Here is a 23,512-nt window from a genome sequence, read left to right on the forward strand (position 1 = left end):
TCCCTTAGGATCGACGGTCCTTCTAAATTGAGCGGACCGGGAGGGGGTGAGGGGCAATATGCCGGGCTCGAGTCGGTCGCGGGCTTGCGCCGCACCGGGGCTGTCGTTCAGCTCCTCCTTTTCACACGTAGATTCTCGCCCGATTTCCACCCCCCACATGCCCAAACGCAAGTCGCCCAAGGACGAACAACCCGAACTCGAACTCGCCGCGCAGGCTGCCGCAGACGCGGATGCCGCGGAGACGCCGGAAGCTCCGGCCGAGGCCGCTGGCGGGGAGGGGGATGGGCCGCCGCCGCAGGCACCGCTCGCCGGCGCCTACCGCAACTGGTTCCTCGATTACGCCAGCTACGTGATCCTCGATCGCGCCGTCCCGCACATCAACGACGGTCTCAAACCGGTGCAGCGTCGCATCCTGCACACGCTCTGGGACAAGGATGACGGTCGTTTCCACAAGGTCGCCAACATCGTCGGCGCGACCATGGCGTTTCACCCGCACGGCGACGCCTCCATTGAGGCGGCCCTCGTCAACATCGCCCAACGTGGTTACTTGATCGAACCGCAGGGCAACTTCGGCAATACCCTCACCGGCGACGGCGCGGCGGCCGCCCGTTACATCGAAGCGCGGCTCACGCCCTTTGCCCGCGAAGTGATTTTCAATCCCAAGACCACGGTTTGGCAGCAGAGCTACGATGGCCGCGCCAAGGAGCCGGTCACGCTGCCGGCGAAGTTTCCGCTGGTGCTGCTGGAGGGCGCCGAGGGCATCGCGGTGGGTCTCTCCACCAAGATCCTGCCGCACAACTTCAACGATCTCTGCCGCGCCTCGATCAATTACCTGCAGGGGAAAACCTTTCGCATTCGCCCCGATTTCCCGACCGGTGGCACGGCGGATTTTTCCGACTACAACGACGGGGCGCGCGGCGGCCGCGTGAAGGTGCGCGCCACCATCGAGTCGCAGAGCAAATACGTGCTCGCGGTCACTGAACTGGCCTATGGCACCTCCACGACCTCGCTCATCGAGTCGATCCTCTCGGCCAACGCCAAGGGCAAGATCAAGATCAAGCACGTCGACGACAACACCGCCGACAAGGTCGAGATCCTCATTCATCTGCCGCAGGGCGCGGACCCGAAGCAGGTCAAGCAGCAGCTCTACGCCTTCACCGATTGTCAGGTTTCAATCTCCCCGGCCGCCTGCGTGATTGAGAACGTCGACGGGCGCGACCGGCCCGCCTTTCTCGGCGTGTCGGAGATTCTCAAACGCTCAACCGACCAGACCGTCGGCCTGCTCAAGCAGGAGTTGGAAATCAAACTCGGCGAACTCGAGCAGCAGTGGCACTGGGACTCGCTGGAGCGCATCTTCATCGAGGAGCGCATTTACCGCCGTATCGAAAAATCCACGACGTGGGAAAGCGTGCTGGAAGAGATCCGCCTCGGTCTCGAGCCGTTCCTCGATCGCCTGCAACGGGAAGTCACCGACGACGACATCACCCGCCTGACCGAAATCCGGATCAAGCGCATCTCCGCCTACAATCGCTTCAAGGCCGACGAGAAGATCAAGCAGATCGAAGCCGACATCAAAGAGGTGAAGCATCACCTCGCGCACCTCGTCGACTACGCCATCGCCTGGTTTGAGTCGCTGCAGGAAAAATACGGCAAGGGGCGGAAGCGCCGCACCTCTTTCGACGAGATCGCGCAGATCAACGTGAAGAAGGTCATCGCCGCCAACCAGCGTCTCTACGTCGACCGCGAGGGTGGCTTCGTCGGGCTCAATTGGCGCCAGCACGAGTTTGTGACCGAGTGCCGCCCGATCGATCAGGTCATGTGCATCATGGCCGACGGCACGCTCAAGATGACCAAAGTGACCGACAAGGTCTTCATGGGCCGCAACATCCTGCACGTGTCGCTCTTCGACAAAGCCGGACCGCCCGAATACTTCACCCTGCTTTACCAGGACAAGAAGTCGAAGCGCTGCTTTGCCAAACGCTTCACGGTCGGGGGCCTCACCCGCGACAAGCTTTACTCCCTCGTCGCCAGCGAAGGCTCCCAAGTGGTGTATTTCGACGTCACCAAAAACGAGTCGGCCATGCCTACGAAGCTGCGCATCCAGCTCAGCGGGCGTTGCAAGGCGCGGGTGAAGGACTTCGAAATCGACCTTTCCGGTCAGACGGTGAGCACCCGTTCGGCCAAAGGCGTGACGGTCACCAAATATCCGGTGCGCAAGGTCACGCGCGTGCTTGGGGCCGGTGAGAGCGAATAGACCCGCCGACCTGCCAAGTAACTGTAAATACCCGGGACATTTTGCAATAGGGGCTCGCGGGACGCTCTCCCGCGGGTTTTGGTAAAGCGAATCCGCTACTCATGAGTGTCCCCCCCGAAAGCCGTAACCCGCTCGTCCTCGTGGTCGAAGACGAGGAGAAGTTATTGGAGATCACGACCATCCGTTTGGAGGATCTAGGGTGCGACGTGCTGGGAGCGGAGAACGCCACCAAGGCGCTCGAGCTTTACCGTGAGCACGGGGCGCAGGTGGATTTCGTATTCACGGACCTGCGGATGGACGGCATGAGCGGTTTCGAACTCATCGCCGCGCTCCTCGAGCTCAACCCCGAGGTGCGCATTGTCGCGGTGAGTGCGCTCATCGACGAACTCGATGCGGTGCGGGCCCGTTGGGGCGATCGGGTGCGCATGATGCTCAAGCCCTACAATACCGAGGAGCTGCAGATGTTGCTGCGCCTCGAGAGCGCCTGAGGCGACGTCGCGGTTTTGCGGGACGTGGTCGCCCGGCGATGAAAAGCGGCAAAGCCGGTCGGCATCGTTTGACGCGGCGTGGGTCGGGCATTTGCTGGCCGGATGCGTTTGCGGTGCTTGATGTTCCTTTTGCTGGCGGGAGTGGCTGCGGCCGAAGCCCCGCTCAACCTCACCCGGGCCAAGGCCGCTGTGCGCGCGTATTACGATACCGGCGCTTATCACGCCGATGTGCAGGCGGTGGCCGATGCCGCCACCGCGTGGCTGGAAGAGCGGGTGGCGGCGCGCACGGCGGACGAGCGCCTGGCCATGGTGTTCGATATCGATGAAACCGTGCTGTCCAACTACCAGCAGATGGTGTCACAGGATTTTGGTTACGTGCCGGTCGCGTGGGAGCAGTGGGTGGAGCAGGGCACGGCCGCGCCGCTCGAGCCGGTGCGTGCCGTCTATCGCCGGGCGCGGGAGCTGGGGGTGGCGGTGATTTTCCTCACCGGCCGTTCGCACGACGCCGAGCGTGAGGGCACCCTGCTGAACCTCGAGCGCACCGGCATGACCGACTACGAGCAGATCATCTTCAAATCGGACGAGGACACCGCGCCGACCGCAGCCGAGCGCAAGGCGGCGCGTCGGGCCCAACTCGAGGCCAAAGGTTGGACGATCATCGCCAGCATCGGCGATCAGGAGAGCGACCTCGCCGGCGGTCACGCCGAGAAGCTCTTCAAACTGCCGAATCCGTTTTACGAGATTCCCTAAGGCTGGGCCGTCATGACGGCGGCGCTGGCGGGACACAGGGCGCAATATTCGCGACTGGCCTGAATGGCGGGTGGCGCGGTTTCGCGGGGGACGCGCGTGAAACCGGCGCGGGCAAAAAAGGTCTCGGCCGTGGTGGTGAGCAGCCAGAGCTCTTGCACGCCGGGTTGGCGAGCGAGCTGACGGGTCTCGGTCAGCAGGTGTTGGCCGATGCCGGCCCCACGCAGGTCCGGGGTCACGACAAACGAGCGTAAGAGCGCGACCTCGCCGGTCGGTTCGAGGCCGGCTGCGCCGATCACGCGTGCGTCGGCACGGGCGACGATGAAGTGTCGCCAGCTTTGCGTGGTGAGATCTTCGGTGGGCAGATCGACCGCGCGCAGCAGGGCGGTGATGGCGGGGCCGTCGCGGGTCTCGGCGAGTTCGTAGGTGAGCGGGGGTAGGGGCATGGCGAGGAACGCTTTCAGCGGGGGACGATCGCCAGGTCGTAGATCGCAAAGCAGAGCGGGCGGGCGTCGGGGTTGGGCGCCTCGGGCTGCGGTGGAGTGGGCGACGTGAAGGTGAGGGTGGCAGCGCCGCGGGCGTCGAAGGTGAGCGCATCGAGCGGGAGCGAAAGCGTGTGCCCTTCGCGTGGGGCGGTGCCTTGCCAGAGGAGCTGGTCGCCTTGGCGGATCGTTACCTCGGCGGGAATGAAGCCGACGAGCATCAGCCGCAGGAGTGCGGCGGGCGCGGTGGGTCCGGCGTCGGCGAAGCGGCGGACGGTGATGGTGCCCTCGCCGCTGCTCCAGGACCAACGGTGGTTTTTATCGCGCTCGATGCCAAACCAGCCGTCACCTTCGTCGACCACGTAGGCGGTGTCGGCGAGGACGGCGTGGGTGTATTCGTGGTCGATGGTGCCGCTGTCGGTGAGCATGGCGACGCCGGCGAAAACGGAGAGGTTGCCGAGCAGCAGCAGGACGAGGGCGCGCCGGGCGGTTTCGTGGAGCGCGAGCACGTTGAAGGCGAGGCTTAGCGGGAGCAGGATGCGAGTGTAGGCGCTGGGGAAGCCCTCGAAGGTGGGCCAACCGAGGATGGCGAACAGGCCCACGTAGCCGATGCCGAGTTGCCAGGCCGGATCGTGCCGGCGGGGGCGGAGGGCGAGGTAGAGCACCTGCACGGTCACGGAGAGCAGACAAAGCGCGCCGGCCCAGGTGAAGATATTGCTCTGCGGATCGCTGAAGGCGGCGATGACCTCGGTGGATTTCTGGGCCCAAGCCGAGAAGGGCCAGGTGAAGTTGCGCAGGCTGTTGGTGTCGCGGCCGAGGGTGAGGAAGACGTAGAGCATCCACAGCGCGAGGGGCGTGACCAGCAACGCGGCGCGGAGGACGCGGCGGCGCCAGGGTTGACCGGGAAGGAGGGCGAGTCCGGCGAAGAGGGCGGTTTCGCGGGCGAGGCTGGCGCCGGCCATGAGGGCGGCGGCGCCGAGGCTGCCGGGGCGTTTTTGCAACCAAAGCAGGGCACCGGTCAGCAGGAGGAAGGCGGGGAGATCGGTGAGCGCGTAACGCACACTGGTGAGCACGCCGCAGGATGCCATGAGTCCGGTCCACGCGATGAGGTGATTGAGCGAGCGAGCGGGAAAGAGGCGCAGCAGGAGCGCGCCGAGGGCGAACCAGCTTACGAGGTTGATCCAAGCGTAGGCGTGGAGCGTGCGGGTGGCGTCGCCGAGGCCGACGAGGGCGGCGACCCAACTGCCGAGAATGCGGCGGGCGCGCAGAGCGGGGTTGTCGAGGGCGGTTTGCAGGGCCGGGTCCTGCAGGGTGGGCCGTAGGGCGAGTTGGGCGTAGAACTGGCCGTCGTAGCCGGCGTGGTTTTCGTTGATGAACACCCGGCCCTCGCGGAGCTCAGGCAGGCCGCGGGCGGCGACCTCGTGCTGCAGCTGGAAGAAGCGGGTGAAGCCGTAGACCGGGTGGTGGTAGCGCGAGACGGCGAAGATGAAAATGCCACCGAGTAGCACCACCACCAGGAGGCCCAGGCGGGAAAGCTTGGGCGAGGCGGGTGCGGGAGCGGCGGAGGCAGAGGGCGACGGCATGGCGGCGGGTGAGCAGAGGGGAGCGAAGACGATTGCTGAGGGTGAGCAAGGCTGCGTCCGGCGCATTGTAATTCACGCACTTGTCACGTGGCCGATTCGACAGGAAGGCCGTAGCCCAAACACGCTCAGGGTTCGCATGAATCCGGACCAAAAGCCCAACGTCGCAAGCTCGGGGGCAAACGCTGAGGTGACTGCAACGGTTGATTACGGAGAGGCCTACGCGGTGGCCAACGTGCCGTTGAGTTCACTCGTGCACCATTGCCATGTGGTGGCCGACAGCGATCGGCTGGAGCAGGTGTTTGAGCGCTTTCGCGAGTTGGAGGTCGACTTCATGGCGGTGCGGCAGCGGGACCGCGTCATCGGCCTGATGGGGCGCAGTCGGTTGGGTTTGTTGATGGGGTCGCGTTTCGGTTTCTCGCTCTACAGTCACAGTGAGTCGCGCAAGTTCATGCTGCCGCATCCGCTGATCGTGCGGGAGGACGCGCCGGTGCATGCGCTGTTGGATCAGGCGTTTTCGCGGCAGGGGGACGCATTTTACGAAGACGTGGTGCTGGTGCGGGAGGACGGTGACTTGGTGGGGCTGATCAACGTCGAAACTCTGGCGCGGTTGCAGACGCGGTTGGTGAGCGAACAGGTGAGCACGCTGCGCCAGCAGCACGAGGCGTTGCACGAGCAGAACCTGGAGCTCTTTCGCACCAACCATGCGCTGCGGCAGTCGCAGGGCCTTTACCAAGGGCTGTTTCGGAGCGAGGCGCTGGGCGTCGCGCTGCTGAGTCCGGAGGGACGGGTGGAGCTGCATAACCCGCGTTTCGTGGAACTCACCGGCGTGCAGGAGGAAGGGGAGGGGCGGCGGAGTTTGCTCGACCGGATGAACGGTCGGGAGCGGGAGGACTTCGCCCGGATGTTGCGCGGTTACGCGGCGGACGAGGCCGGAGTGGAGTCGACCCGCGAAGTGACGCTGCAGGTGCCAGGACGGCGGGCGCGGGTGTTTCGTGTCACCACCGGATGGATACGCGAGACCTCGCAGGTCTGCGCGTGCTTTGATGATGTGACCGAGCAGCGGGCCCTGGAGCAGATGATGGTGCGGCAGGAAAAGCAGCACCTGCTCGATACCTTGGTGGGCGGCATCGCCCATGAGTTGAACAACAAGCTCACGCCGGTGCTGGCCTTTGCGGAGATCCTGGTGCGCGAAGTGGCGGGGCGGCATCTGACCCATGCCGAGAGCATTCGCAGCAGTGCGGAGGAAGCGGCGAAGATCATCCGGCAGCTGTTGCAGTTTTCGCGCCCGGTCGAGGCGGAGCAGAGCATGGTGGATATGCGGCAGGTGGTGCGTGATGGCGTTGATATTTTGGAGGTCTCGACCCGCGACTGCTGCGAGCTGCAGATCCTGCTACCGGAACAGCCGGTGTGGGTGATGGGGGATGCGGGACAGCTGAAGCAAGTGCTCATGAACCTGGTGCTCAACGCCTGTCATGCGGTGGAGAAATGCGCGTGTCCGCGAATCACGGTGAAGGTTTCGAGTGAGCATGAAGTCGCGGAGCTGGCCGTGGTCGACAACGGGCGGGGGATCGCGCCGGAGGTGCTGCCGCGGGTGTTTGATCCGTTCTTCACCACCAAGGGGCCGGACAAGGGGTCGGGTCTGGGTTTGAGCATTTGCTACAGCATCGCGCGACAGCACGGCGGCGAGATCGCGGTGGAAAGTGAAGTCGGCGAGGGCACGCAGTTTGTGCTGACCTTGCCGCGGCAGAATCCGGCAACGGTGTTGCTGCGGGGTGATGGTGGTGTGCCGCGGTTGTTTGCCGACGCGGACGTGCCGGAGCGGCGGCGACGGGTATTGGTGGTGGAGGACGAGCAGGTGTTGCGCGGTGTGTTGCGCGAGATGCTGCGATCACAGTTTGGCAGCGAAATCGACATGGCCGAAAACGGGCGCGAAGGCGTCGAGGCGGTGATGGCGCGGTCGTATGATCTGGTGTTGTCGGATATCCGGATGCCGGAGATGAACGGCTTGGAGTTCTACCAACGGGTGCGCGAAGTGCGGCCGGATCAGGCGACGCGTTTTGCGTTTGTGACCGGTTACGCGGGGGCGGTCGACGGCATGGTGATGCCCAGCGGCGTGCCAGTCTTGGGGAAGCCCTTCAGTCTGCGCCAGTTTGAGGACTTGTGTGGTCCGTATCTGCGGGCGACGGAGGTATCTGCGCTGTCGGATTAAGCCCCCTCGGCCCCACGGAGTGGGCGAGGGGGGCGCGTTGTCGGTCAATTATTGATCGGGCTGGAAGAAGCCTCGGTCCACGTTCCACCGCTGTGGTAGGCCAGCTCGTGGATGAAACCGAGTCCACCGATGCCGAGGATCATGGAGGCGGGGGATCCCAAGTTGAGGAAATGGGCCATGTTCTCGACGACCCTCCATTCGAGGGCCAATCCGCTGGTGGGAATTTTTTGGGACAGCGGGGTCCAGTTGGAGGTGAACCGGGCGACGATCGTGAGCACGTTTTCGACCCAAGCGATTACGTCCAAGGTGATGTAGCTCGCGGTGGTGGAGGTGGTGTGCACCTGGATGGACGAGTTGTGGATCGTCCCGGCGGGGAGGATCTGGGTGCTCTGGCCGAGCCATGAGGGTTGGGCGGCGGTGGCGGTGAATTGGTCGACGTCCCAAAGCGAACCATCTTTGCCGAGTCCGATGACGTGAAAGAGGTTTTTCGCATCGCTCGAGACGAGGACGAGTTGTTGGAAAACGGGCAAACCGACGGGTTGGCCGAGGTAACCTTGGCCGGGTTTCCAATTGCCCACGCCCGTGCCGCGTCCGGCTGCATAGGCGACTTCGAACGGCTGGCCGTCGGTCGTGAGGCCGATGGCGTGGGTGGTGGCGTCGTCGCTCATGTCGGGGCGGGCCTGCAAGCTGGTGAGCTCGACGGACTGGGGGCTGGGCAGCGCGTAGCCGGGGGTCCAGGTGCCCTGCGTGTCCTGCGCTTGGTAGGCGGCGACCCACGGGGCACCGCTGGACGAAACGGCGAAGCAGGTGCCGGTGTTGATGATCCAGGACGTCAGCGTGTCTTCGCGAAAGGTGGTGCTCTGGCTGATGACACCCGATCCCGGTTTCCAGTGGGAGCCACCGATGTTGCGGCCGACGACGTAGACCTTGCCGTCGTTGCCGAGCCCGACTGCCGAGGTGGTGTTCATGCCGGCGCATACGGTCAGGTCCGTGAGGAAGTTGGGCGGGACGGCGCCAGTGAGTGCTTGGAAGGCAGGCGTCCAGGTGCCACTGGCGGCGGGCGAGTTTTGGGCCGAAGCCAAGGCGGGGAGTCCGGCCGCTTTTCCGCCGGTGAGACCGACGACCTGTATGTAGTCGTTTGTCGGATCCTGGCCGCAGACAAAGGTGGAGAATTGGTGGGGGAGGGTGCGATCTGAATCGAGGCGCGGATCGGGGAGGGTAACGGTATCCATGGGAGTGGTTGGTGGGACGAGGTTGGTTGGCGATCCGGGCGCTCGGCATTGAGGCGCACCGGATGGAGCCGGTTGCTTCTTAAGCGATGTGCGGATGCGGAATGGGACACCGGGAAAACGGCCCCTACCGGGCGTGCACAAAAAAGCCCCCAGCTAATGTTGCGGGGGGCTGAGATTAAGTGGGGCGATGACGCGTGGTTTTCAGCTCGCGGCGTCGAGGGCTTGGCGAAGGTCGGCCTCGAGGTCGGGCCAGTCTTCGATGCCGAGGGAGAGGCGGATGAAGTCGGGCGATACGCCGGAGGCGGTTTGTTCCTCGGCGCTGAGCTGGCTGTGGGTCGTGCTGGCCGGGTGGATGGCGAGGGATTTGGCGTCGCCGATGTTGGCCAGATGCGAGAACAGCTGGAGCGATTCGATGAACTTGCGACCGCCTTCGTAGCCGCTCTTGAGGCCGAAGCCGAGCAGGCCGCCGAACCCGCCGCTGCAGTATTTGCGGGCGGCGTCGTGGTGTGCGCTGGTTTCGAGGCCGGGGTAGTTGACCCAGGCGACGCGGTCGTCGTGCGCGAGGAAATCGGCCGCGAGTTTGGCGTTGGCCGAGATGCGGGCCATGCGCAGGTGAATGGTCTCGAGGCCCTGCAGGATGGCCCAGGCGTTGAAGGGTGAAATGCAGGCGCCGACGTCGCGCAGGAGTTGCAGACGCATCTTCATGACGAAGGCAATGTTGGCGTCACCGGCGGGCGGGAAGGCCTTGAAGGCATCCCAGTGCACGAGGCCGTGATAGGACGGATCGGGATCGGTGAAGCCGGGGAATTTGCCGCTGCCCCAATCGAAGTTACCGGCGTCGACCACCACGCCGCCGATGGAGGTGCCATGGCCGCCGATGTATTTGGTGGCGGAGTGCACGACGATGTTGGCGCCGTGTTCGATCGGGCGGTGGAGGATCGGTGAGAGGGCGGTGTTGTCGATGATGAGCGGGATGCCGGCTTCCCGGGCGATCGGCACCACTTCATCGTAGGGGAAGAGGTTGAGGGCGGGGTTGCCGAGGCTCTCGCCGTAGAAGGCTTTGGTGTTGGGCCGGAGGGCGCGGCGGAAGGCCTCGGGGTCACCGGCGTCGACGAAGGACACCTCGATGCCGAGCTTGGGCAGCGTGTAGTGGAAAAGATTATACGTGCCGCCGTAGAGTTGAGAGACGGAGACGATGTGGTCGCCGGCGCCGGCGAGGTTGAGGATGGCGTCGGTGATGGCGGCCTGACCGGAGCTGTGGGCGAGGGCGGCGGTGCCACCTTCGAGGGCGGCGAGGCGCTGCTCGAAGACGTCGGTCGTCGGATTCATGATCCGCGTGTAGATGTTGCCCAGTTCCTTGAGGGCAAAAAGGTTGGCGGCGTGCTCGGTGTCGCGGAAGACGTAGGACGTCGTCTGATGGATCGGGACAGCGCGCGAGCCGGTGGTGGGGTCGGGGGTTTGCCCTGCATGCAGGGCCTTGGTGCCGAGGCCTTGGGGGTTGGACATAGGGGGCGGAGGATTAAGTAAGAAGGTAGCCGGGAGAAGTCAGAAGTGGAGGGAACGTCCTGCAGGACGTTTGCGGAGTTGCCGTGCTCGTGGCGGGCGGTTTAGGCATTGGGGGTAAGTCGGAGCGATGGTGCTGCGGCGCAGACCGTTCTCGAACCAAGGCGAAGTATGAAACGATTTTTCCCACTGTTCCTGTCGGTTGGTTTGGCGAGTATGGCACCCGGTGAAGATACGTCTCGCGCGCAGGTGGTGCCGCAGCCGCGGGTGCGGTTGGACTACGCACTGGTGGCCAAGGCGCAGGAGCTCGCGATCGAGCGGGGCGCGGATGCGGAATCGGTGGTGATGATGGATCCGGTGGTAGTGTCTCGACCGGCCTTGGCGACCGGCCCAAAACGGGAGCCGGTCCCGCAGGGCAAATTCACGCCGTCGAAGGGCGGAGTGTTTATGAAGAAAGAGCTGGGCGCTGTGAGCCTCGAGTTTGGCCTACGACCGTATATGGATGTCATGGAGAACACGCTCTCGGGGCAGCCGACGCGGGTGGATTGGGAGTTCCTGCGGCTGGCGTGGTGACGCGGAAACGGTCGGGCTGGATTTTGGGCTGGCGGGGCAAACGGTTTTCAAGACGTTTGGACGCGTGAAGCTCGTGCGACTGGCCGCGGACGAGACTGAAACTCCGGCAATGTTTGTCGGGCAGTCATGCAGGCCATGTTCCAATTTTCAGAGTTTCGGTTGGTGGCGGCGAACGGCGCGGGAGCGTGCGACCGGAGGTGGGCGTGAACATCCACGCGCTCTACGATCAGATTTTCCGCATCTGGCGGCGGCGGCGGATGGAGCGTTTTGTGGCCCTCGTGGCACCGCAGGCAGATGAGGTCATTTTGGATGTGGGCGGCATGCCGGGAACGTGGATAAACCGGGAGCCTCTCGGGCGGGAGGTGATCTGCGTGAATGTGAATGCGGTGGAGTGGGACGGCGCAGCCTTTCCGGCGCATCACATCGAGATGCGGCAAGGCGATGGCTGTGAGCTGCCACATGCCGACGGGTCGTTTGCGGTGCTGTTTTCCAACTCGGTCATCGAGCATGTGGGAGATTGGGCGGCGCAGCAGGCGTTTGCGCAGGAGGCGCGGCGGGTGGGGCGGCGGCTCTGGATTCAGACGCCGGCGTTTGAGTGCCCGCTGGAGCCTCATTTCCTCGCGCCGGTGGTGCATTGGCTGCCGGTGTCGATCCGACGCCGAGTGGTGCGCTGGGTCACCTTGTGGGGCTGGATCACCAAACCGACTCAGGCGGAGGTCGATCGTATGATCGCCGGGACGCGGTTGCTCACGCGGCGCGACATGGCGCAGTTGTTTCCCGACTGCGTCATCCTGACGGAACGGCTGTTGGGGGTGCTGCCGAAGTCCTACGTCGCCTACCGCGTTTAGGCAGCGGCAGCGGTCCTGCTCAGGGGGCGGGCGTGCGCAGGATTTTGGTCAGCGGGCGGCCTTTGGCCAACTCGTCGATGAGTTTATCGAGGTAGCGGATTTCGCGCATGGTGGTCTCCTCGATTTCCTCGATGCGCACGCCGCAGATCTTTCCGGTGATGAGGGTGCGGTGCGGGTTCATTTTTTTGGCGCTGCCGAAGAAGGTTTCAAAGTCGGTTTCCTGGGCGATGTGGCGCTCGAGTTGTTGCTGGGTGTAGCCGGTGAGCCAGCGGATGATTTCGTCGACCTCGGCTTTGGTGCGGCCCTTGCGTTCGGCCTTGTTGAGGTAGGCCGGGTAGACGTTGGCGAAGGGCATGGAATAGATGCGGTGTCCGGGCATGGTGGGGGAGAAAGCTAAAGATAAAGAAGAAAGAAAAAGATGACCGCGGCTGCTATGCCGCGGTCGTCGCCAAGCGATGGAGGAAGAGGGCGGCGAGGCGGGCGCGGGCGGTAAGGCTGGCGACCTCGATGTATTCATTTTCTGAATGCAGGCCGCCACCGATGGGGCCGAGGCCGTCGAGCACGGTGAGGCCTTTGGCGTGCAGCAGGTTGCCGTCGGAGCCGCCCTGGACGCTCATCCACTCGAGTTTGCCCTGGCCGAGATCGCGGGCGCAGGTTTGCAGCTGAGCGAAGTAGTTTTCGGTCTCGGCGGTAGCTTGGAGCGGACCGCGATTGAAGCCGCCGGTGAGCTCGAGGCGGTAACCGTCGCGTTGGCTCAGCTCGTCGGTGAGGCGGCGGATGGCGGTGTCAAACGTGGCCATGGCGGCGGTGGTGGCGGCGCGGGCATTGATGTGAGCCTCGGCGAAGTCGGGCACGATGTTGACGGTGCCGCCGCCGCTGATGCGGCCGATGTTGACCAGCAGGTCGGGGATGACGGTGGGCAGGCGGTCGAGTTCGAGGCAGAGCGAAGCGAGGGCGGTGATGGCATTGCGGCCCGCTTTGGGGTCGCGGCCGGCGTGAGCGGCGCGACCGTGCACGGTGAGTTCGTAGATGGCGGTGGCGGCGCGGGCGCGCACCATGGCGCCGGATTCGCGGGCGGGTTCGAAGACGAGGGCGAGGAGGTGGTCGGCGGCCTGGGCTTCGATGGTGGCGCGGGAGGCGTTGGAGCCGGTTTCTTCGTCGGGGGTGAGCAGGATGGTCCAGCCGAGTTGGGCGGCGGCGGGGGTTTGTTCAAAGGCGGCGAGGGTGGCGAGCAGGGCGACGATGCCGCCCTTCATGTCGGCGACGCCGGGACCGTGGAGGCGTTTGCCGTCGGCGCTGAGTTGGGCCGATTGGAAGGGGGAGTCGGCGGTGAAGACGGTGTCGTAGTGGCCGGAGCAGAGCACGCGACGAGGGGCGTCGGGGCGGCAGGTGGCGCGCAGGGCGACGCGACCGGCGGCGTCGAGGGGGATGCGTTCGACGAGGGGCGTGAGTTCGCGCAGGGCGGTCTCGAGGGCGTCGGCCATGCGGGTGAGGCCAGCGATGTGGTCGGAGCCGGAGTTGATAGCGCTCCAGGCAATGAGGCGCTCGATGAGCGGCGCGGCGTCGAAAGGCGTGGCGAGGGCGGCGGGAAGGTCCGACATGGCGCTTAGGGAAATCCTAAATCCTGATTTCTAAATCCTAAAAGCGCGGTGGGGTGTGCGTCTGTTGGTGATCAAGCGGCGTCTTTGGCGCGCACGACGAGCACGATGCCCGTGACCACGATGGCGGCAGCGAGGAAGAAGACGGCGTCGGGGCGCTCGCCCCAAAGGAGGTAGGCGAGGGTGCCGGCGGAGATGAACTGGCCGCAGTTGGTGAGGCTGACGACCTGACCGCGAAAGTGGCGCATGGCGCGGTTGATGAGGGAGTGCCCGATCATGGTGGGCAGGCAGGTGAGGCCGAGGAGGAGGAACCACTCGCGCGGGGAGGTCCAGGCGACGCCGTCGAGGATCCACGGGGTGGCGGCGAGGAGAGCGAAGACGGCGGCGTGGCGATAGACGGGCACGACGTAGAGCCAGATGGAGGGGATGTCGCGGTTGCGGCGGCCGAGGGCGAGGTAGACCGCAAAGAAGAGCATGGCGATGATGCAGACCACGTTGCCGAGCGCGTTGCCGGTGGCGGTGAGGGCGTCGCGGAGCGTGAGCACCAGCAGCCCGATAATGACGATGGCCGTGCCGAGAATCTCGCGACGGTTGATGCGTTCATGGGCGAGAAAAACGAGGAAGAAAGGCAGGGCTACGGGCGCGAGGTTGACGATCAGGGAGGCCTGCGCGGTGGCGGTGAGTCGGGCGCCGATGGCCCAGGCGATAAAGTGGGCGGCGAGCACGGCGCCGGCGATCCAAGTGCGGCGTGACAGGTCGGGATGATCGACGGCGAGGGTGATCGCGTGTCGGCGGCGCATCCGGAGCTCGAGGGGCGTGAGCAGGAGGGCGGCGAGCGAAAGGCGGATGGCGCTGAGTGCGACCGGATGGGTCGTGCTGGCCTTGATCCAGATCACGGCGGTGGAAAGTGCGATGACGCCGGCGATGAGTTGCAGGGGGCGCAGGAGCATGGAGCGGAGCTAGCGCGGGTAGCCTGAGGCAGGCCAGTTGGGTGGCACTTTCGGACGTTTTTGCGGAAGAGCGGCGAGTTGCTAGAGGCCCTCGGTGACGGCACCGAGCTGAAAAATGGGGAGAAACATGGCCAAGGAGGCGGCTTGGGCGATGAGGAAGGAGAGGAGCCCCAGGGCGGTGGAGAGCAGGACGGATTTGGCGGGGTCGGCCTGCAGGGCGGCGATCACGGAAACAATGGGAACGAAAACGCCGACAAGTCCGAGACCGTAGCGGTAATCAATGAGCCATTGGGTGGGAGCCGGAAGCTGGGCACCAAAGTCGGCGAACATGTCGGCATAGATCGGGTTCGCGAGCCACAGCAGAAGGAGTTGGGCGGAGAACAGCAGTGGCAGAGAACAAAGGCAGAGCGCGACGGTGCGGGCGAAGCGCTGGTGGCGCCGTTCGAGTTCGGCGAGGGATGTCGGCAGGGGAGGTGAGGCGGAAGCAGTCATGGCAGAAAGAAGCCCGCCGGGAGGGGCGGGCTTGGAGAAAGAGAAAGTGGAAAGATAAAGAGGGCGGAAGGGGCGTTCGCTCGATTCTTACGCTCAGTCGTGGTGGCGGAGGGCCTGGAGGATGTTGAGGGAGTGGTTACCGATGGCCTCCATGTTGTTGAGGATATCGATGTAGAGCATCTCGGCCTTCACGAGGTCACCGCTGGTGCGCATGCGGGCGATGGATTCCTTGCGCAGGTTTTTGCGGAACTGGTCGATGAAGTTTTCCAACTGGTAGGCGGTCTCCATGTCGGCCGCCTGCACGCCGCGTTTGAGGCAGGTGGAAGTGAAGTCGACGAAGCGCAGCACGATTTCGCCGAACTGGCGGACCTGGTTCATGGTCTCGGCGGGCAGTTCGCGCTTTTTGCGGTAGCGGCGTTCGGCGAGGAGAACGAGACGGTAGCCGCGGTCGCACATGTCTTCGAGTTCGGCGATAACGCGGAGCATGGAGGAAATCTTGGCGCGAGAGGCGTCGGAGACGCTGCCGGCGGAACAGCGCAGCAGGTAGTCGGTCGTCTCGATCGCCATGCGGTCGGAGTCCTTTTCGAGCTGTTTGAGGGCTTTGACGCGATCACCCATCTTCTCGGTGGGGCTCTGGTAGAGTTCCACGAAGCCGGACACGAGGTCATGGGTGAGTTTGTTCATCTTCTGCACGTCTTCCTCAGCCTCGGCGAGGTTGAGCTCACCTGTTTGCGGGAGGAAGGTGTTCTCGTATTTGACGTGGTCGCTGGTGGCTTTGCGGTCCTTGATGACGCGGGTCACGATCTTGCCGAGCAGGGGCACAAATCCGATGAGCAGGGCGGTGTTGAGGATGTTAAAGCCGGAGTGGAAGGCCGCCATGTGGAAGGGGATGGCGGTTGGGTTGAGGGCGTCGCCCGGCACGAGGTAGTCGGTAAGACGGGTGAGGGGCACGAAAAAGATGATGGCCCAGATCACGCCTACGATATTGAAGATGAAGTGAGCAAAGGCGGCGCGTTTGGCGTTGGTGTTGGCGCCCATCGCGGCGAGGTTGGCGGTGATGGTGGTGCCCACGTTTTCGCCGAGAATGATGGCGGCGGCGGTGGGGAAATCGATCCAGCCGTTGGCGGCGGCGGTGATCGTGATGGCGCCGGCGGCGGAGGAGGACTGCACGACAATCGTCAGCACGGTGCCGAAGGCGAAGAAGAACAGGACGGAGAGCAGGCCGCGGCCGGTGAAGTTTTGGATGAAGGCGACCTGATCGGGGTTGTTGCGAATGTCGGGCACGGCGTCCTTGAGGAACATCAGGCCGAGGAAGAGGATGCCAAAACCGATCAGGAATTCGCCGGTGTCGCGCAGGGTGGACTTGCGCGAGAAGATAAGCGGCATGGCCACGCCGATGATGGGCAGGGCGATGCTGGAGAGGCTGAATTTGAAGCCGAGAAAAGAGACGATCCAGAAGGTCGTGGTGGTGCCGAGGTTGGCCCCCATGATCATGCCGATGGCTTCGACGACGGTGAGCAGACCGGCGTTGACGAAGCTCACCATCATCACGGTCGAGGCGGAGGAAGATTGCACCAGGCAGGTGACGAGGAAACCGCTGCCGACGCCGGCGAAGCGATTGCCCGTCATGGTGCGCATGATGGCGCGGAGTTTTTCGCCGGAGAGTTTCTGCAGGGCCTCCGACATGACTTTCATGCCGAAGAGGAACATGCCCAAGGAGCCTAGGATTTCGAAGAGGGTGCCGATCATGTTGAGGGGACGTGGATGTCGGAGCGTGGGGTGATTGCGGGCCGAGGGGCAATGCCCTTGTCGGTCAAATGCAAGGGCTCGGGGAGGGAAAAACAAAAAACCGGCCCTGTTTGGGGCCGGTTCGGTAAGTGGGAGGCGTAGCTGGTCTCAGAGGCCGCGTTTGATGAAGGCGACTTCTTCATCCTCGGAGTTCACTTTCACCTGTTGGTCCTTCTCGGTGGTGACGCCGATGTAGTCGACCACGACGGAGGCGAGCACGGGCAGGGCGGAGCGGATGTCGTCGTCCTCGGCTTCGTTGGAGACGTAGACGCTCCAGAGCTGCTCGGGCGGAGCGTCGTCGCCGCTGGAGACGTTTTCGCGGGCGGAGACGCGCAAATACTTTTCGTAAACGGTGACCGGCACGGTCTTTTCCTCGAAGCCCATGAGTTCCTGAGAGGGCGGATCGAGCACGGAGATGCGGCGATAAACCACGCGGCCGGTGGTGGGATCGCGGGCGGGGACAATCATGGAGCGCACGCCGCCCTCGATGCGGGCGAAGACGGGCACTTGGCGGGTCTCAAATTCAACGCGGGGCGGTTCGACGTCGTAATCGACCTCGACCACCATCTCGGCGTTCTCGGGCGAGGGGGCCTCATACATGCCGCGGCCGGAGAGGGCAGCTTTGACGTAGTCGACGGCTTCCTTGGTGCGCAGGTCGGTGCGGGGGTCGCCGCCGTTCTTGGTGACGATGCGGTAGGACGTCCCGGATGGCTTCTCTTGGTTGGCGATGGCGTTGATCTTAACGTCGTAGTTGCTGCTGGTCTGGCAGCCGGCGAGGAGCAGGAGGCCGGCACTGACCAACAACAGGCGCGTGAGTCGAGAGGGAAGGGACGCGGTGGCCATGATGGAAAGAGAGGACGAGGGGGAAGCGGAGTTAAGAGCGGTGGGGAGGGGTAGGGCTAAAGGGGCAATGACACAGATGGGCGGGGCGAGTTCCGCAGGCAATCACGGCGTATTACGGGCCGGTTTCACCACGAAGCTCGGCCAATTCGGCTTCGAGGCGGGCGATTTCAGCTTCCTCGGCGGCGATCTTGGACTCGGTTTCGTCGAGGGTCTTCTTGCGGTTGAGGGCCCATTCGCGCTCGGCCTTCAGTTCGGCGAGGCGGGAACTGGTTTCGTCGGCGCGGCGTTGGGCGTCGTCGAGTTCGGCGTCGGTGATGCGGAAGCCTTGGGCGATGGCCAGTTCCTCTTCGAGTTGTTCCTTGAGGCGGGCTTCTTCCTGACGGCGGCGGGCGACTTCCTGCTGGTAGGCGCGTTCCTGGGCGAGGCGGTCCTGTTGGCCGCGTTCCTTGGCTTCCTGAACAGCGCCGACGATGCCGCCGATGACGGCACCCGCTGCACCGCCGAGGGCGGCGCCTTGGCCGGTGGCGCCGGATTGGTGGCCGATCACGGCACCGGTGACACCGCCGGCGACGGCACCGGTGGTGGCGCCTTTGGTGGTTTTGGAGGGCGTGACTTGGCAGCCAGCGAGAAGGGTGACGGAAAGCAGGGAAACAGTGGCGATTGCAGACCTCATGCGGGAGTGACGGTTGAAATTCGGAACAATGCCGGTAGCCATTGGGGGTGTTAGGACGATAGTAGGGTGAAAGGGTGACGCAAGGCCGAGTGGCGAAACGTTGTCCGACACCCTGCTTCGCTCAAATGTTCACAAAGACTTTTTGAACTTTTCTCGGCACATTTAACCACCTTCACACTCTTATACCTCCATGACCCCAACTCGCTCGCGCGGATTTTTCACCCAAGCGTTTATTGTTCAAAGTGTTGGTCTGTTGATCGCCGTCATCGGCATTTGGATGTTGTATAGCCAATACATCCGCCCGCAGGCCCAAGAGGCAGAAATCACTCGTCGGATCTTGGCCCAGCGCGGCGATGAGGACGCGCAGAGTTCACAACGTAATTTTGTGGTCATCTTGAAGGACTATGAGCAGCAGGCGTGCCTGACACTCATGGTTTGGGCCACGATTCTGTTGATGCATAAGCTCTGGGTGGTGTCGCGGGAGCAGAAGATGTTGGACCGTGATTTCGTTAGTCTGGAGGTGGGGCAACGCATCCTGCCCGACGACGCCTTGGATCACTCGAAGGAGGTGCACGCGTTGTTTGAGCAGGAGCGAAGTCTGGCGTCGAAACTCCTGCCGCAGTTTGTGCTCTCGGCGCTGCAGCGTTTCCATGCGACGCGCTCCATTCAGGATGCGGCCGGGGCGGTGCAGGAGCAATCGCAGCTGGCGGCCGACGAGCTCGATTCGGATCTATCGTTGGTGCGCTACATCGCCTGGGCGATTCCCTCGGTGGGCTTCATCGGCACGGTGCGTGGTATCGGTGACGCTTTGGCGCAGGCCGACGAAGTATTGCGCAGCAACGACCTCTCCGGCGTGACCAACTCGCTGGGTCTGGCCTTCAACTCGACGCTCGTGGCGTTGGTGTTGAGCATTTTTCTGATGTTTGTCCTGCACCTGCTGCAGTCGCGCCAGGAGCATCTCATCCAGGACTTTCAGGAGTATTGCCGGCGCAAGATCGTCGATCTGATGAAGGTGCCGGAACGCGACGAACTGGACGAAACCTTCGTCTGATGCGGCGCGGGGCGCGCCGGCTGCTCATCGCCCCACCAGTCATTTCTTTCTCCACCCAACCCACCCCGCACCATCATGGCCTTCGCTTGTGGCATAGAGTTTTCGGATTTTGGATTTAACGCCGCGACGGTTTCCGTCGATGGCACGGCGGAAACCGCCGTCAACGAGCTCGACGGATTGTGGCCGGCTTTTGCCGCTTGGGATGGGAGCAAGCTGGTCTTCGGGCGCGCTGCCGAAGCCCAATCCCGGTTGCATCCGCGGGCGACCAGCCATGTGTTTTGGGAACACCTTTCCCTGGCTCCGTCGGACCTGCAGGGGCCACCGCGAGTGCCGGCGTATTCAGAACTTGCCTACGCGTTCCTGAGCGAATTCTGGCGCGAAGTGGTGGAGCGGGTGGGGCAGCCGGAGCGCGTGGCGCTGGCGATGCCCGGGCAATTGATGGGCGAGTCCGGCGGCGACAATCCGGGCATGGGCATGATCCTCGCGATGGCGCGGGATCTGGGGATGCCGTTGACGAGCATCAGCGGCTTGTCCATTTCTTCGCTCAACGATGTGGAATCCACCGCCGGACTTTCCAGCGGGCGTCTGCTTTACCTCGATTTGCACCTGCACTCCGCCGCGATGTCGCTGCTGTCGACCGATGGTGAGGGCAAGATGCTCCGCCGACGTCACCTGCGTTTACCGCGGCTAGGTTACATTCCGCTCATGCAGGGCCTTTTGCGCACGATGGGGAATCGCTTCCTCAAAGCGACCGCCTTTGACGTGACCGCGCAGCGCGAGTTGGAGCAGGCTTTCTACGACCAGACGCGTGAGCAGTTGCTGGCGGCAAGTGGCGGCGCCGATGTGCGGTATTCGATCTCGACTGCGACGCGGGTGCACCAGGCGGCGTTCCCACGCGAGGCGCTGCTGCGCGATCTCGCTCCGCTCGAACAGGGTTGGGCGGAAGCGGCGGTGAAGTTTCTGCGCGATGCTTCGCTTACGCCGAAGGACGTCACCGTGGTGATCAGCTCACGCGGGCGGTTGTTGCCGGGGCTCGACGACGCCTTCGGTCAACGCGGCTTCAAACACATCACCCAGCTCAAGGTGGGTGCGGCGGCGCGAGGCGCGGCGCGATTTGCGGCGGAGTTATCGCCCTGTGCCGACGTTACGGAGGTGCCGGTGATCAACGAAGTGGCGCTCGCGCGCGGTGGTGCGGCGGGCGGAGACGGCTTGGAAATTTTGCATCTGGCGTCGCCTTATCCGATGCCGGCGCTGGCGCCGAGTCACCTGGTGGTCGACGGCTCGGCCTATTCGCTCTTTGCCCTGCCGAACACCTTGCACCGCGGACCCGACGGCGAGCTGGCCGTGCAGGCGCTGGGCCGACTCGGCGAAGTGGATGTGCGCCTCAACCGCGAAGCCGGGGAGTGGCACCTCGAAGCCCCGACGACGGGCGTGCCGCCCATCCGCGTGGGCACGGGGGATCGCATCAAACTGCGCGCCAACGACCAGGAAGTTGAAATGATCATCGCGGCCGAACGCCGCCCGGGTGCGCTCTGAGGATGCTCGCGCCCGCTTTGAAAACGAACCATGCCGCGTAAGCGTCGCTCCACTCCGATCTTCAGCCTCTCGTTCCTGGACTGCATCTGCTGCGGGTTCGGCGGGGTGTTGCTGTTGTTCGTGTTGGTGGCGGGCAAGCAACGCAATGCGCAGGAGCAGCAGGTGGCCAAGATCCAGGAGATGGTCGGTCGCTTCGAGTTCGACGTGAAGAGCAAGTCGGACCGTATCGAGGAACTCACCATCGATTTTCAGGAGAACGAACGTCGTCGCGAAGATTTGGAGACGCGCAACACGGTCACGATGGAGGAGCTGTCCGAGTTGGAAAAAACGCTCGCCAAGTTGATGGACAGCGAGAGTGAGCTGCAGAAGGAGCTGGAGGAGTTGCTCGCCGAAAAGGAGACGCTGGCCACGGCGGAAAAGCCCGACCCGGTGCCCATCCCCAACGTCAAGCGGCGGCAGTATCTCACCGGCTTCCAACTTGAGGGCGAATACATCCTGTTCCTCGTGCGCGCGTCCGGCTCGATGGTGGGCGACACCGTCGAGGAAGCCATCGCCATGCAGGCGAAGACCGACGACGAAAAGCGCGAGTCGAAGAAATGGCAGCGCGTGGTGAACTCGATTCGCTGGCTCATCTCGTCGCTGCCGGAGGGATCGGCTTTCCAAGTGATGACCTTTGCCGAAGAGACCAAGCCGCTGATCGACAGTTATTCGATCGATTGGATCTCGCGCAGCGACGGCGACACGATTCGTGAGGTGCTGGACGCTCTCGGCGAAGTGGTGCCAGAGGGTGGTGCCAATCTGGAGCGCGCCTTCACCGAAATCCGCGGTCTGTCGCAGGTGCCGGATGCGCTGGTGCTGCTCACGGACGGTCTGCCGACACAGAGCGATTCCTACGGATCCGGGGAGTTTGTGACCGATGAAGACCGTGTGCGTTTTTTCCAGGCGGCTCAGCGCGCGGCCGCGCCGGATATTCCGGTGAACACCATCCTTTATCCGCTGGAAGGCGACCCGGCCTCTCCCTTCCTGTTCTGGCAACTGGCCGACAAAACCAAGGGCGCCTTGGTGAGCCCCGCGCCGTCGTGGCCCGACATCTGAACCGAGCATGAGAGCACGCAACAAACGTGACAGTGCCGACTTCGGCCTCTCCTTCCTCGACTGCATCTGCTGCGGTTTCGGAGCGATCGTGCTGCTGTTTGTCATCACGATGGGCTCGGCCAACCAGATGATCCAATCGCTGCGTGATCGGCTGCAGGAGGTGACCCAACAACGACTCTCGCGGCTGGAGCAGCTTGATGCGCAGGAGGTGGAAATTTCCCGCCGGGCCGAGATTGCCGAAGACAAGGCCGAGCAGGCCGAGCGCCGCAATACGCAGCTACGGTCCATGGTCGACGAGTTGGCCCTGCAGTTGGCCCAACTCGAAGCCGGACAGGAAGCCAAGATGGTCGAGCTCGAAAAAGAGAAGACCGAGATCGCTTCGATGCAGAAGGAGCTCGAGGTCGAGATGAACCTGCCCGACATCAACCTGCCGGTAGGCCTGCCGGTGGAGAGCAACTACATCGCTTTTGTCTTTGATACCTCCGGCAGTATGCGTGACACGGCGACGGAAAACCTGCATGCGGCCGCGGTGGAGAAGATCCGCAACGTCCTCGACAGTTATCCGGAGATCAAAGGCGTGCAGTTCCTCGATGCCGACGGTCGTTTTATGCTGCCGGGCACGCCGGGCATCTGGCTCACGGATGATCCTGCGACTCGCGAAGGCGCGCTGCGGGTGCTCGCGAGCTACGCCTATTTCAGCAACTCCAATCCGGTGCCGGGCATCTTCCGCGCGATCCGGTCGCTCTACCAACCGGACAACGAGGACATGCGCATGGCGGTCTTTGTGTTCGGCGACGAGTTCACCGGCAAAGCCGAGCCGGTGTTGCAACGGCTCGAACAGATCAATCCGCGCAAGGAGGACGGCCGCCGTCACGTATCGATCAACGCGGTGGGTTTTCCAACGGTGTTGGGCTATCCCCTCTTGGGCTCCCATACCGGCATGAAGTATGCGAACCTCATGCGTGAGGTCGCCTTCCGCCACGACGGCGCATTCATCGCGGTGCGCAACGAACGCTAGTCTTTATTCTGCTCGTCGGTTTGGGGCCGATCGAGGAAGTAGACCGCGTCGTCCACCCATTCGCCGCGGATCTCAAACGCGCGCGGAATGAGAGCGTGGCGGTGAAAGCCGAGTGCGGTGCAGAGCCGGATCGACGCGGTGTTGCGCGGGTCGACCGAGGCACGCCACCGGCGCACGGACGAGTGCGCAAAGACGTGTGCGATCAACGCGGCCATGGCTTCGCGCGCGAGGCCGGCGCCCTGATGGTCGGGGTGCAGCGCGATGCCAAACTCGGCGACGGTCGGATCCTGTGCGTCGAGCGACAGGGCGATGTCGCCGAGGCAGGTGTCGTCGCTGCGGCGAGCGATGGCGAGTTGGAACCAGCGGCCGGGCAGGAGCACGGGAGCATCCTGCAGGGTCGCGATGAAGGTGGCCACTTCGTCAACCGTGTCCGGCACCCAGCTCTGATAACGGGCGACCGCGGGCAGGTTGCGGCAGGCGTGAACGAAGGTCGCTTCGTCGGCGCGCAGGCGGCGCAGGTGCAGGCGTTCGGTGGTGAGCGGCAGCATG

General features: G+C 63.9%; 22 protein-coding genes. 10 read left to right on the top strand and 12 right to left on the bottom strand.

The annotated features are described in order from the left end of the window. The first annotated feature begins 157 nt into the window (after nucleotides 1-157). The 3 genes from K1X11_RS17840 (at nucleotide 158) to K1X11_RS17850 (ending at nucleotide 3,492) form a co-directional block, all read left to right on the top strand. Nucleotides 158-2,254, top strand: a complete 2,097-nt coding sequence (locus tag K1X11_RS17840; RefSeq protein ID WP_221030515.1) for a DNA gyrase/topoisomerase IV subunit A — start codon at nucleotides 158-160, stop codon at nucleotides 2,252-2,254. A gap of 101 nt (nucleotides 2,255-2,355) precedes the next feature. Then, nucleotides 2,356-2,742, top strand: a complete 387-nt coding sequence (locus K1X11_RS17845; RefSeq protein WP_221030516.1) for a response regulator — start codon at nucleotides 2,356-2,358, stop codon at nucleotides 2,740-2,742. Nucleotides 2,743-2,862: 120 nt separating this feature from the next. Beyond that, a complete protein-coding gene (locus K1X11_RS17850) occupies nucleotides 2,863-3,492 on the top strand; it encodes an HAD family acid phosphatase (protein WP_225919395.1) in 630 nt (209 codons plus the stop codon). Here K1X11_RS17850 and arsN2 read toward each other — a convergent pair. Beyond that, nucleotides 3,489-3,935 carry an arsenic resistance N-acetyltransferase ArsN2 gene (gene arsN2 / locus K1X11_RS17855; RefSeq protein WP_221030518.1) on the bottom strand — a complete coding sequence of 149 codons (447 nt, stop codon included), beginning with the start codon at nucleotides 3,933-3,935 and terminating at the stop codon, nucleotides 3,489-3,491. The two genes, K1X11_RS17850 and arsN2, sit on opposite strands and share 4 nt — an antisense overlap. A gap of 14 nt (nucleotides 3,936-3,949) precedes the next feature. After that, nucleotides 3,950-5,554: a hypothetical protein gene (locus tag K1X11_RS17860; protein WP_221030519.1), complete on the bottom strand. Its 1,605-nt coding sequence runs from the start codon at nucleotides 5,552-5,554 to the stop codon at nucleotides 3,950-3,952. 187 nt (nucleotides 5,555-5,741) lie between these two features. Here K1X11_RS17860 and K1X11_RS17865 point away from each other — a divergent pair, with 187 nt between their 5' ends. Further along, nucleotides 5,742-7,763 (top strand): ATP-binding protein, encoded by a 2,022-nt coding sequence (locus K1X11_RS17865; RefSeq protein ID WP_221030520.1) that lies wholly within the window; start codon nucleotides 5,742-5,744, stop codon nucleotides 7,761-7,763. A 44-nt stretch (nucleotides 7,764-7,807) separates the two neighbouring features. Here K1X11_RS17865 and K1X11_RS17870 read toward each other — a convergent pair whose 3' ends face one another. Both K1X11_RS17870 and K1X11_RS17875 read right to left on the bottom strand, forming a co-directional pair. After that, nucleotides 7,808-8,995, bottom strand: coding sequence for a hypothetical protein (locus K1X11_RS17870; RefSeq protein ID WP_221030521.1), 1,188 nt, complete (start codon nucleotides 8,993-8,995; stop codon nucleotides 7,808-7,810). Between the two features lie 201 nt (nucleotides 8,996-9,196). Next, nucleotides 9,197-10,501 carry an O-acetylhomoserine aminocarboxypropyltransferase/cysteine synthase family protein gene (locus K1X11_RS17875; protein ID WP_221030522.1) on the bottom strand — a complete coding sequence of 435 codons (1,305 nt, stop codon included), beginning with the start codon at nucleotides 10,499-10,501 and terminating at the stop codon, nucleotides 9,197-9,199. Nucleotides 10,502-10,669: 168 nt separating this feature from the next. Here K1X11_RS17875 and K1X11_RS17880 point away from each other — a divergent pair, with 168 nt between their 5' ends. Together K1X11_RS17880 and K1X11_RS17885 are read left to right on the top strand one after the other, a co-directional pair. Next, complete coding sequence (locus K1X11_RS17880) at nucleotides 10,670-11,071, top strand: hypothetical protein (RefSeq protein ID WP_221030523.1); 402 nt, start codon at nucleotides 10,670-10,672, stop codon at nucleotides 11,069-11,071. 203 nt (nucleotides 11,072-11,274) lie between these two features. Continuing rightward, nucleotides 11,275-11,919: a methyltransferase domain-containing protein gene (locus tag K1X11_RS17885; protein ID WP_221030524.1), complete on the top strand. Its 645-nt coding sequence runs from the start codon at nucleotides 11,275-11,277 to the stop codon at nucleotides 11,917-11,919. A gap of 19 nt (nucleotides 11,920-11,938) precedes the next feature. On the opposite strand, the gene K1X11_RS17890 is transcribed toward K1X11_RS17885, so the two are convergent. The 7 genes from K1X11_RS17890 to K1X11_RS17920 all read right to left on the bottom strand — a co-directional run bounded on the left by K1X11_RS17890 (nucleotide 11,939) and on the right by K1X11_RS17920 (nucleotide 18,263). Further along, nucleotides 11,939-12,298 carry a DUF2200 domain-containing protein gene (locus K1X11_RS17890; protein ID WP_221030525.1) on the bottom strand — a complete coding sequence of 120 codons (360 nt, stop codon included), beginning with the start codon at nucleotides 12,296-12,298 and terminating at the stop codon, nucleotides 11,939-11,941. A 52-nt stretch (nucleotides 12,299-12,350) separates the two neighbouring features. Continuing rightward, nucleotides 12,351-13,520, bottom strand: a complete 1,170-nt coding sequence (locus K1X11_RS17895; RefSeq protein ID WP_221030526.1) for a hydrolase — start codon at nucleotides 13,518-13,520, stop codon at nucleotides 12,351-12,353. Nucleotides 13,521-13,591: 71 nt separating this feature from the next. Further along, nucleotides 13,592-14,467 (bottom strand): DMT family transporter, encoded by an 876-nt coding sequence (locus K1X11_RS17900; RefSeq protein WP_221030527.1) that lies wholly within the window; start codon nucleotides 14,465-14,467, stop codon nucleotides 13,592-13,594. Nucleotides 14,468-14,548: 81 nt separating this feature from the next. Then, nucleotides 14,549-14,959: a hypothetical protein gene (locus K1X11_RS17905; protein WP_221030528.1), complete on the bottom strand. Its 411-nt coding sequence runs from the start codon at nucleotides 14,957-14,959 to the stop codon at nucleotides 14,549-14,551. Nucleotides 14,960-15,052: 93 nt separating this feature from the next. Next, on the bottom strand, nucleotides 15,053-16,708 hold the full coding sequence (locus K1X11_RS17910; RefSeq protein ID WP_221030529.1) for a Na/Pi cotransporter family protein: 1,656 nt from the start codon (nucleotides 16,706-16,708) through the stop codon (nucleotides 15,053-15,055). A 147-nt stretch (nucleotides 16,709-16,855) separates the two neighbouring features. Continuing rightward, the gene (locus tag K1X11_RS17915; RefSeq protein WP_221030530.1) at nucleotides 16,856-17,590 is read right to left on the bottom strand and encodes a hypothetical protein; all 735 of its coding nucleotides are present in this window, start codon (nucleotides 17,588-17,590) and stop codon (nucleotides 16,856-16,858) included. A gap of 112 nt (nucleotides 17,591-17,702) precedes the next feature. Then, the gene (locus tag K1X11_RS17920) at nucleotides 17,703-18,263 is read right to left on the bottom strand and encodes a glycine zipper domain-containing protein (RefSeq protein ID WP_221030531.1); all 561 of its coding nucleotides are present in this window, start codon (nucleotides 18,261-18,263) and stop codon (nucleotides 17,703-17,705) included. A gap of 190 nt (nucleotides 18,264-18,453) precedes the next feature. Here K1X11_RS17920 and K1X11_RS17925 point away from each other — a divergent pair, with 190 nt between their 5' ends. From K1X11_RS17925 to K1X11_RS17940, 4 genes are all read left to right on the top strand, one after another. After that, nucleotides 18,454-19,314: a MotA/TolQ/ExbB proton channel family protein gene (locus tag K1X11_RS17925; RefSeq protein WP_221030532.1), complete on the top strand. Its 861-nt coding sequence runs from the start codon at nucleotides 18,454-18,456 to the stop codon at nucleotides 19,312-19,314. 75 nt (nucleotides 19,315-19,389) lie between these two features. Next, nucleotides 19,390-20,850 carry a hypothetical protein gene (locus K1X11_RS17930; RefSeq protein WP_221030533.1) on the top strand — a complete coding sequence of 487 codons (1,461 nt, stop codon included), beginning with the start codon at nucleotides 19,390-19,392 and terminating at the stop codon, nucleotides 20,848-20,850. 30 nt (nucleotides 20,851-20,880) lie between these two features. Then, entirely contained in the window at nucleotides 20,881-21,945 is a 1,065-nt protein-coding gene (locus tag K1X11_RS17935) for a hypothetical protein (protein ID WP_221030534.1), read from the top strand. A gap of 7 nt (nucleotides 21,946-21,952) precedes the next feature. Further along, the gene (locus K1X11_RS17940; protein ID WP_221030535.1) at nucleotides 21,953-22,963 is read left to right on the top strand and encodes a vWA domain-containing protein; all 1,011 of its coding nucleotides are present in this window, start codon (nucleotides 21,953-21,955) and stop codon (nucleotides 22,961-22,963) included. Here the strand turns inward: K1X11_RS17940 and K1X11_RS17945 are convergent. Next, nucleotides 22,960-23,511 carry a GNAT family N-acetyltransferase gene (locus tag K1X11_RS17945; protein ID WP_221030536.1) on the bottom strand — a complete coding sequence of 184 codons (552 nt, stop codon included), beginning with the start codon at nucleotides 23,509-23,511 and terminating at the stop codon, nucleotides 22,960-22,962. The genes K1X11_RS17940 and K1X11_RS17945 overlap by 4 nt on opposite strands. Between the last annotated feature and the right edge of the window lies 1 nt (nucleotide 23,512).

Source organism: Actomonas aquatica, assembly GCF_019679435.2.
GTDB classification, from domain to species: Bacteria; Verrucomicrobiota; Verrucomicrobiia; order Opitutales; family Opitutaceae; genus Actomonas; species Actomonas aquatica.

What these genes read in the sequence shown, in the direction of transcription:
- K1X11_RS17840 (WP_221030515.1), top strand. Translation starts at nt 158, where the DNA reads ATGCCCAAACGCAAGTCGCCCAAGGACGAACAACCCGAACTCGAACTC.
- K1X11_RS17845 (WP_221030516.1), top strand. Translation starts at nt 2,356, where the DNA reads ATGAGTGTCCCCCCCGAAAGCCGTAACCCGCTCGTCCTCGTGGTCGAA.
- K1X11_RS17850 (WP_225919395.1), top strand. Translation starts at nt 2,863, where the DNA reads ATGTTCCTTTTGCTGGCGGGAGTGGCTGCGGCCGAAGCCCCGCTCAAC.
- arsN2 (WP_221030518.1), bottom strand. Translation starts at nt 3,935, where the DNA reads ATGCCCCTACCCCCGCTCACCTACGAACTCGCCGAGACCCGCGACGGC.
- K1X11_RS17860 (WP_221030519.1), bottom strand. Translation starts at nt 5,554, where the DNA reads ATGCCGTCGCCCTCTGCCTCCGCCGCTCCCGCACCCGCCTCGCCCAAG.
- K1X11_RS17870 (WP_221030521.1), bottom strand. Translation starts at nt 8,995, where the DNA reads ATGGATACCGTTACCCTCCCCGATCCGCGCCTCGATTCAGATCGCACC.
- K1X11_RS17875 (WP_221030522.1), bottom strand. Translation starts at nt 10,501, where the DNA reads ATGTCCAACCCCCAAGGCCTCGGCACCAAGGCCCTGCATGCAGGGCAA.
- K1X11_RS17880 (WP_221030523.1), top strand. Translation starts at nt 10,670, where the DNA reads ATGAAACGATTTTTCCCACTGTTCCTGTCGGTTGGTTTGGCGAGTATG.
- K1X11_RS17890 (WP_221030525.1), bottom strand. Translation starts at nt 12,298, where the DNA reads ATGCCCGGACACCGCATCTATTCCATGCCCTTCGCCAACGTCTACCCG.
- K1X11_RS17895 (WP_221030526.1), bottom strand. Translation starts at nt 13,520, where the DNA reads ATGTCGGACCTTCCCGCCGCCCTCGCCACGCCTTTCGACGCCGCGCCG.
- K1X11_RS17900 (WP_221030527.1), bottom strand. Translation starts at nt 14,467, where the DNA reads ATGCTCCTGCGCCCCCTGCAACTCATCGCCGGCGTCATCGCACTTTCC.
- K1X11_RS17905 (WP_221030528.1), bottom strand. Translation starts at nt 14,959, where the DNA reads ATGACTGCTTCCGCCTCACCTCCCCTGCCGACATCCCTCGCCGAACTC.
- K1X11_RS17910 (WP_221030529.1), bottom strand. Translation starts at nt 16,708, where the DNA reads ATGATCGGCACCCTCTTCGAAATCCTAGGCTCCTTGGGCATGTTCCTC.
- K1X11_RS17915 (WP_221030530.1), bottom strand. Translation starts at nt 17,590, where the DNA reads ATGGCCACCGCGTCCCTTCCCTCTCGACTCACGCGCCTGTTGTTGGTC.
- K1X11_RS17920 (WP_221030531.1), bottom strand. Translation starts at nt 18,263, where the DNA reads ATGAGGTCTGCAATCGCCACTGTTTCCCTGCTTTCCGTCACCCTTCTC.
- K1X11_RS17925 (WP_221030532.1), top strand. Translation starts at nt 18,454, where the DNA reads ATGACCCCAACTCGCTCGCGCGGATTTTTCACCCAAGCGTTTATTGTT.
- K1X11_RS17930 (WP_221030533.1), top strand. Translation starts at nt 19,390, where the DNA reads ATGGCCTTCGCTTGTGGCATAGAGTTTTCGGATTTTGGATTTAACGCC.
- K1X11_RS17935 (WP_221030534.1), top strand. Translation starts at nt 20,881, where the DNA reads ATGCCGCGTAAGCGTCGCTCCACTCCGATCTTCAGCCTCTCGTTCCTG.
- K1X11_RS17940 (WP_221030535.1), top strand. Translation starts at nt 21,953, where the DNA reads ATGAGAGCACGCAACAAACGTGACAGTGCCGACTTCGGCCTCTCCTTC.
- K1X11_RS17945 (WP_221030536.1), bottom strand. Translation starts at nt 23,511, where the DNA reads ATGCTGCCGCTCACCACCGAACGCCTGCACCTGCGCCGCCTGCGCGCC.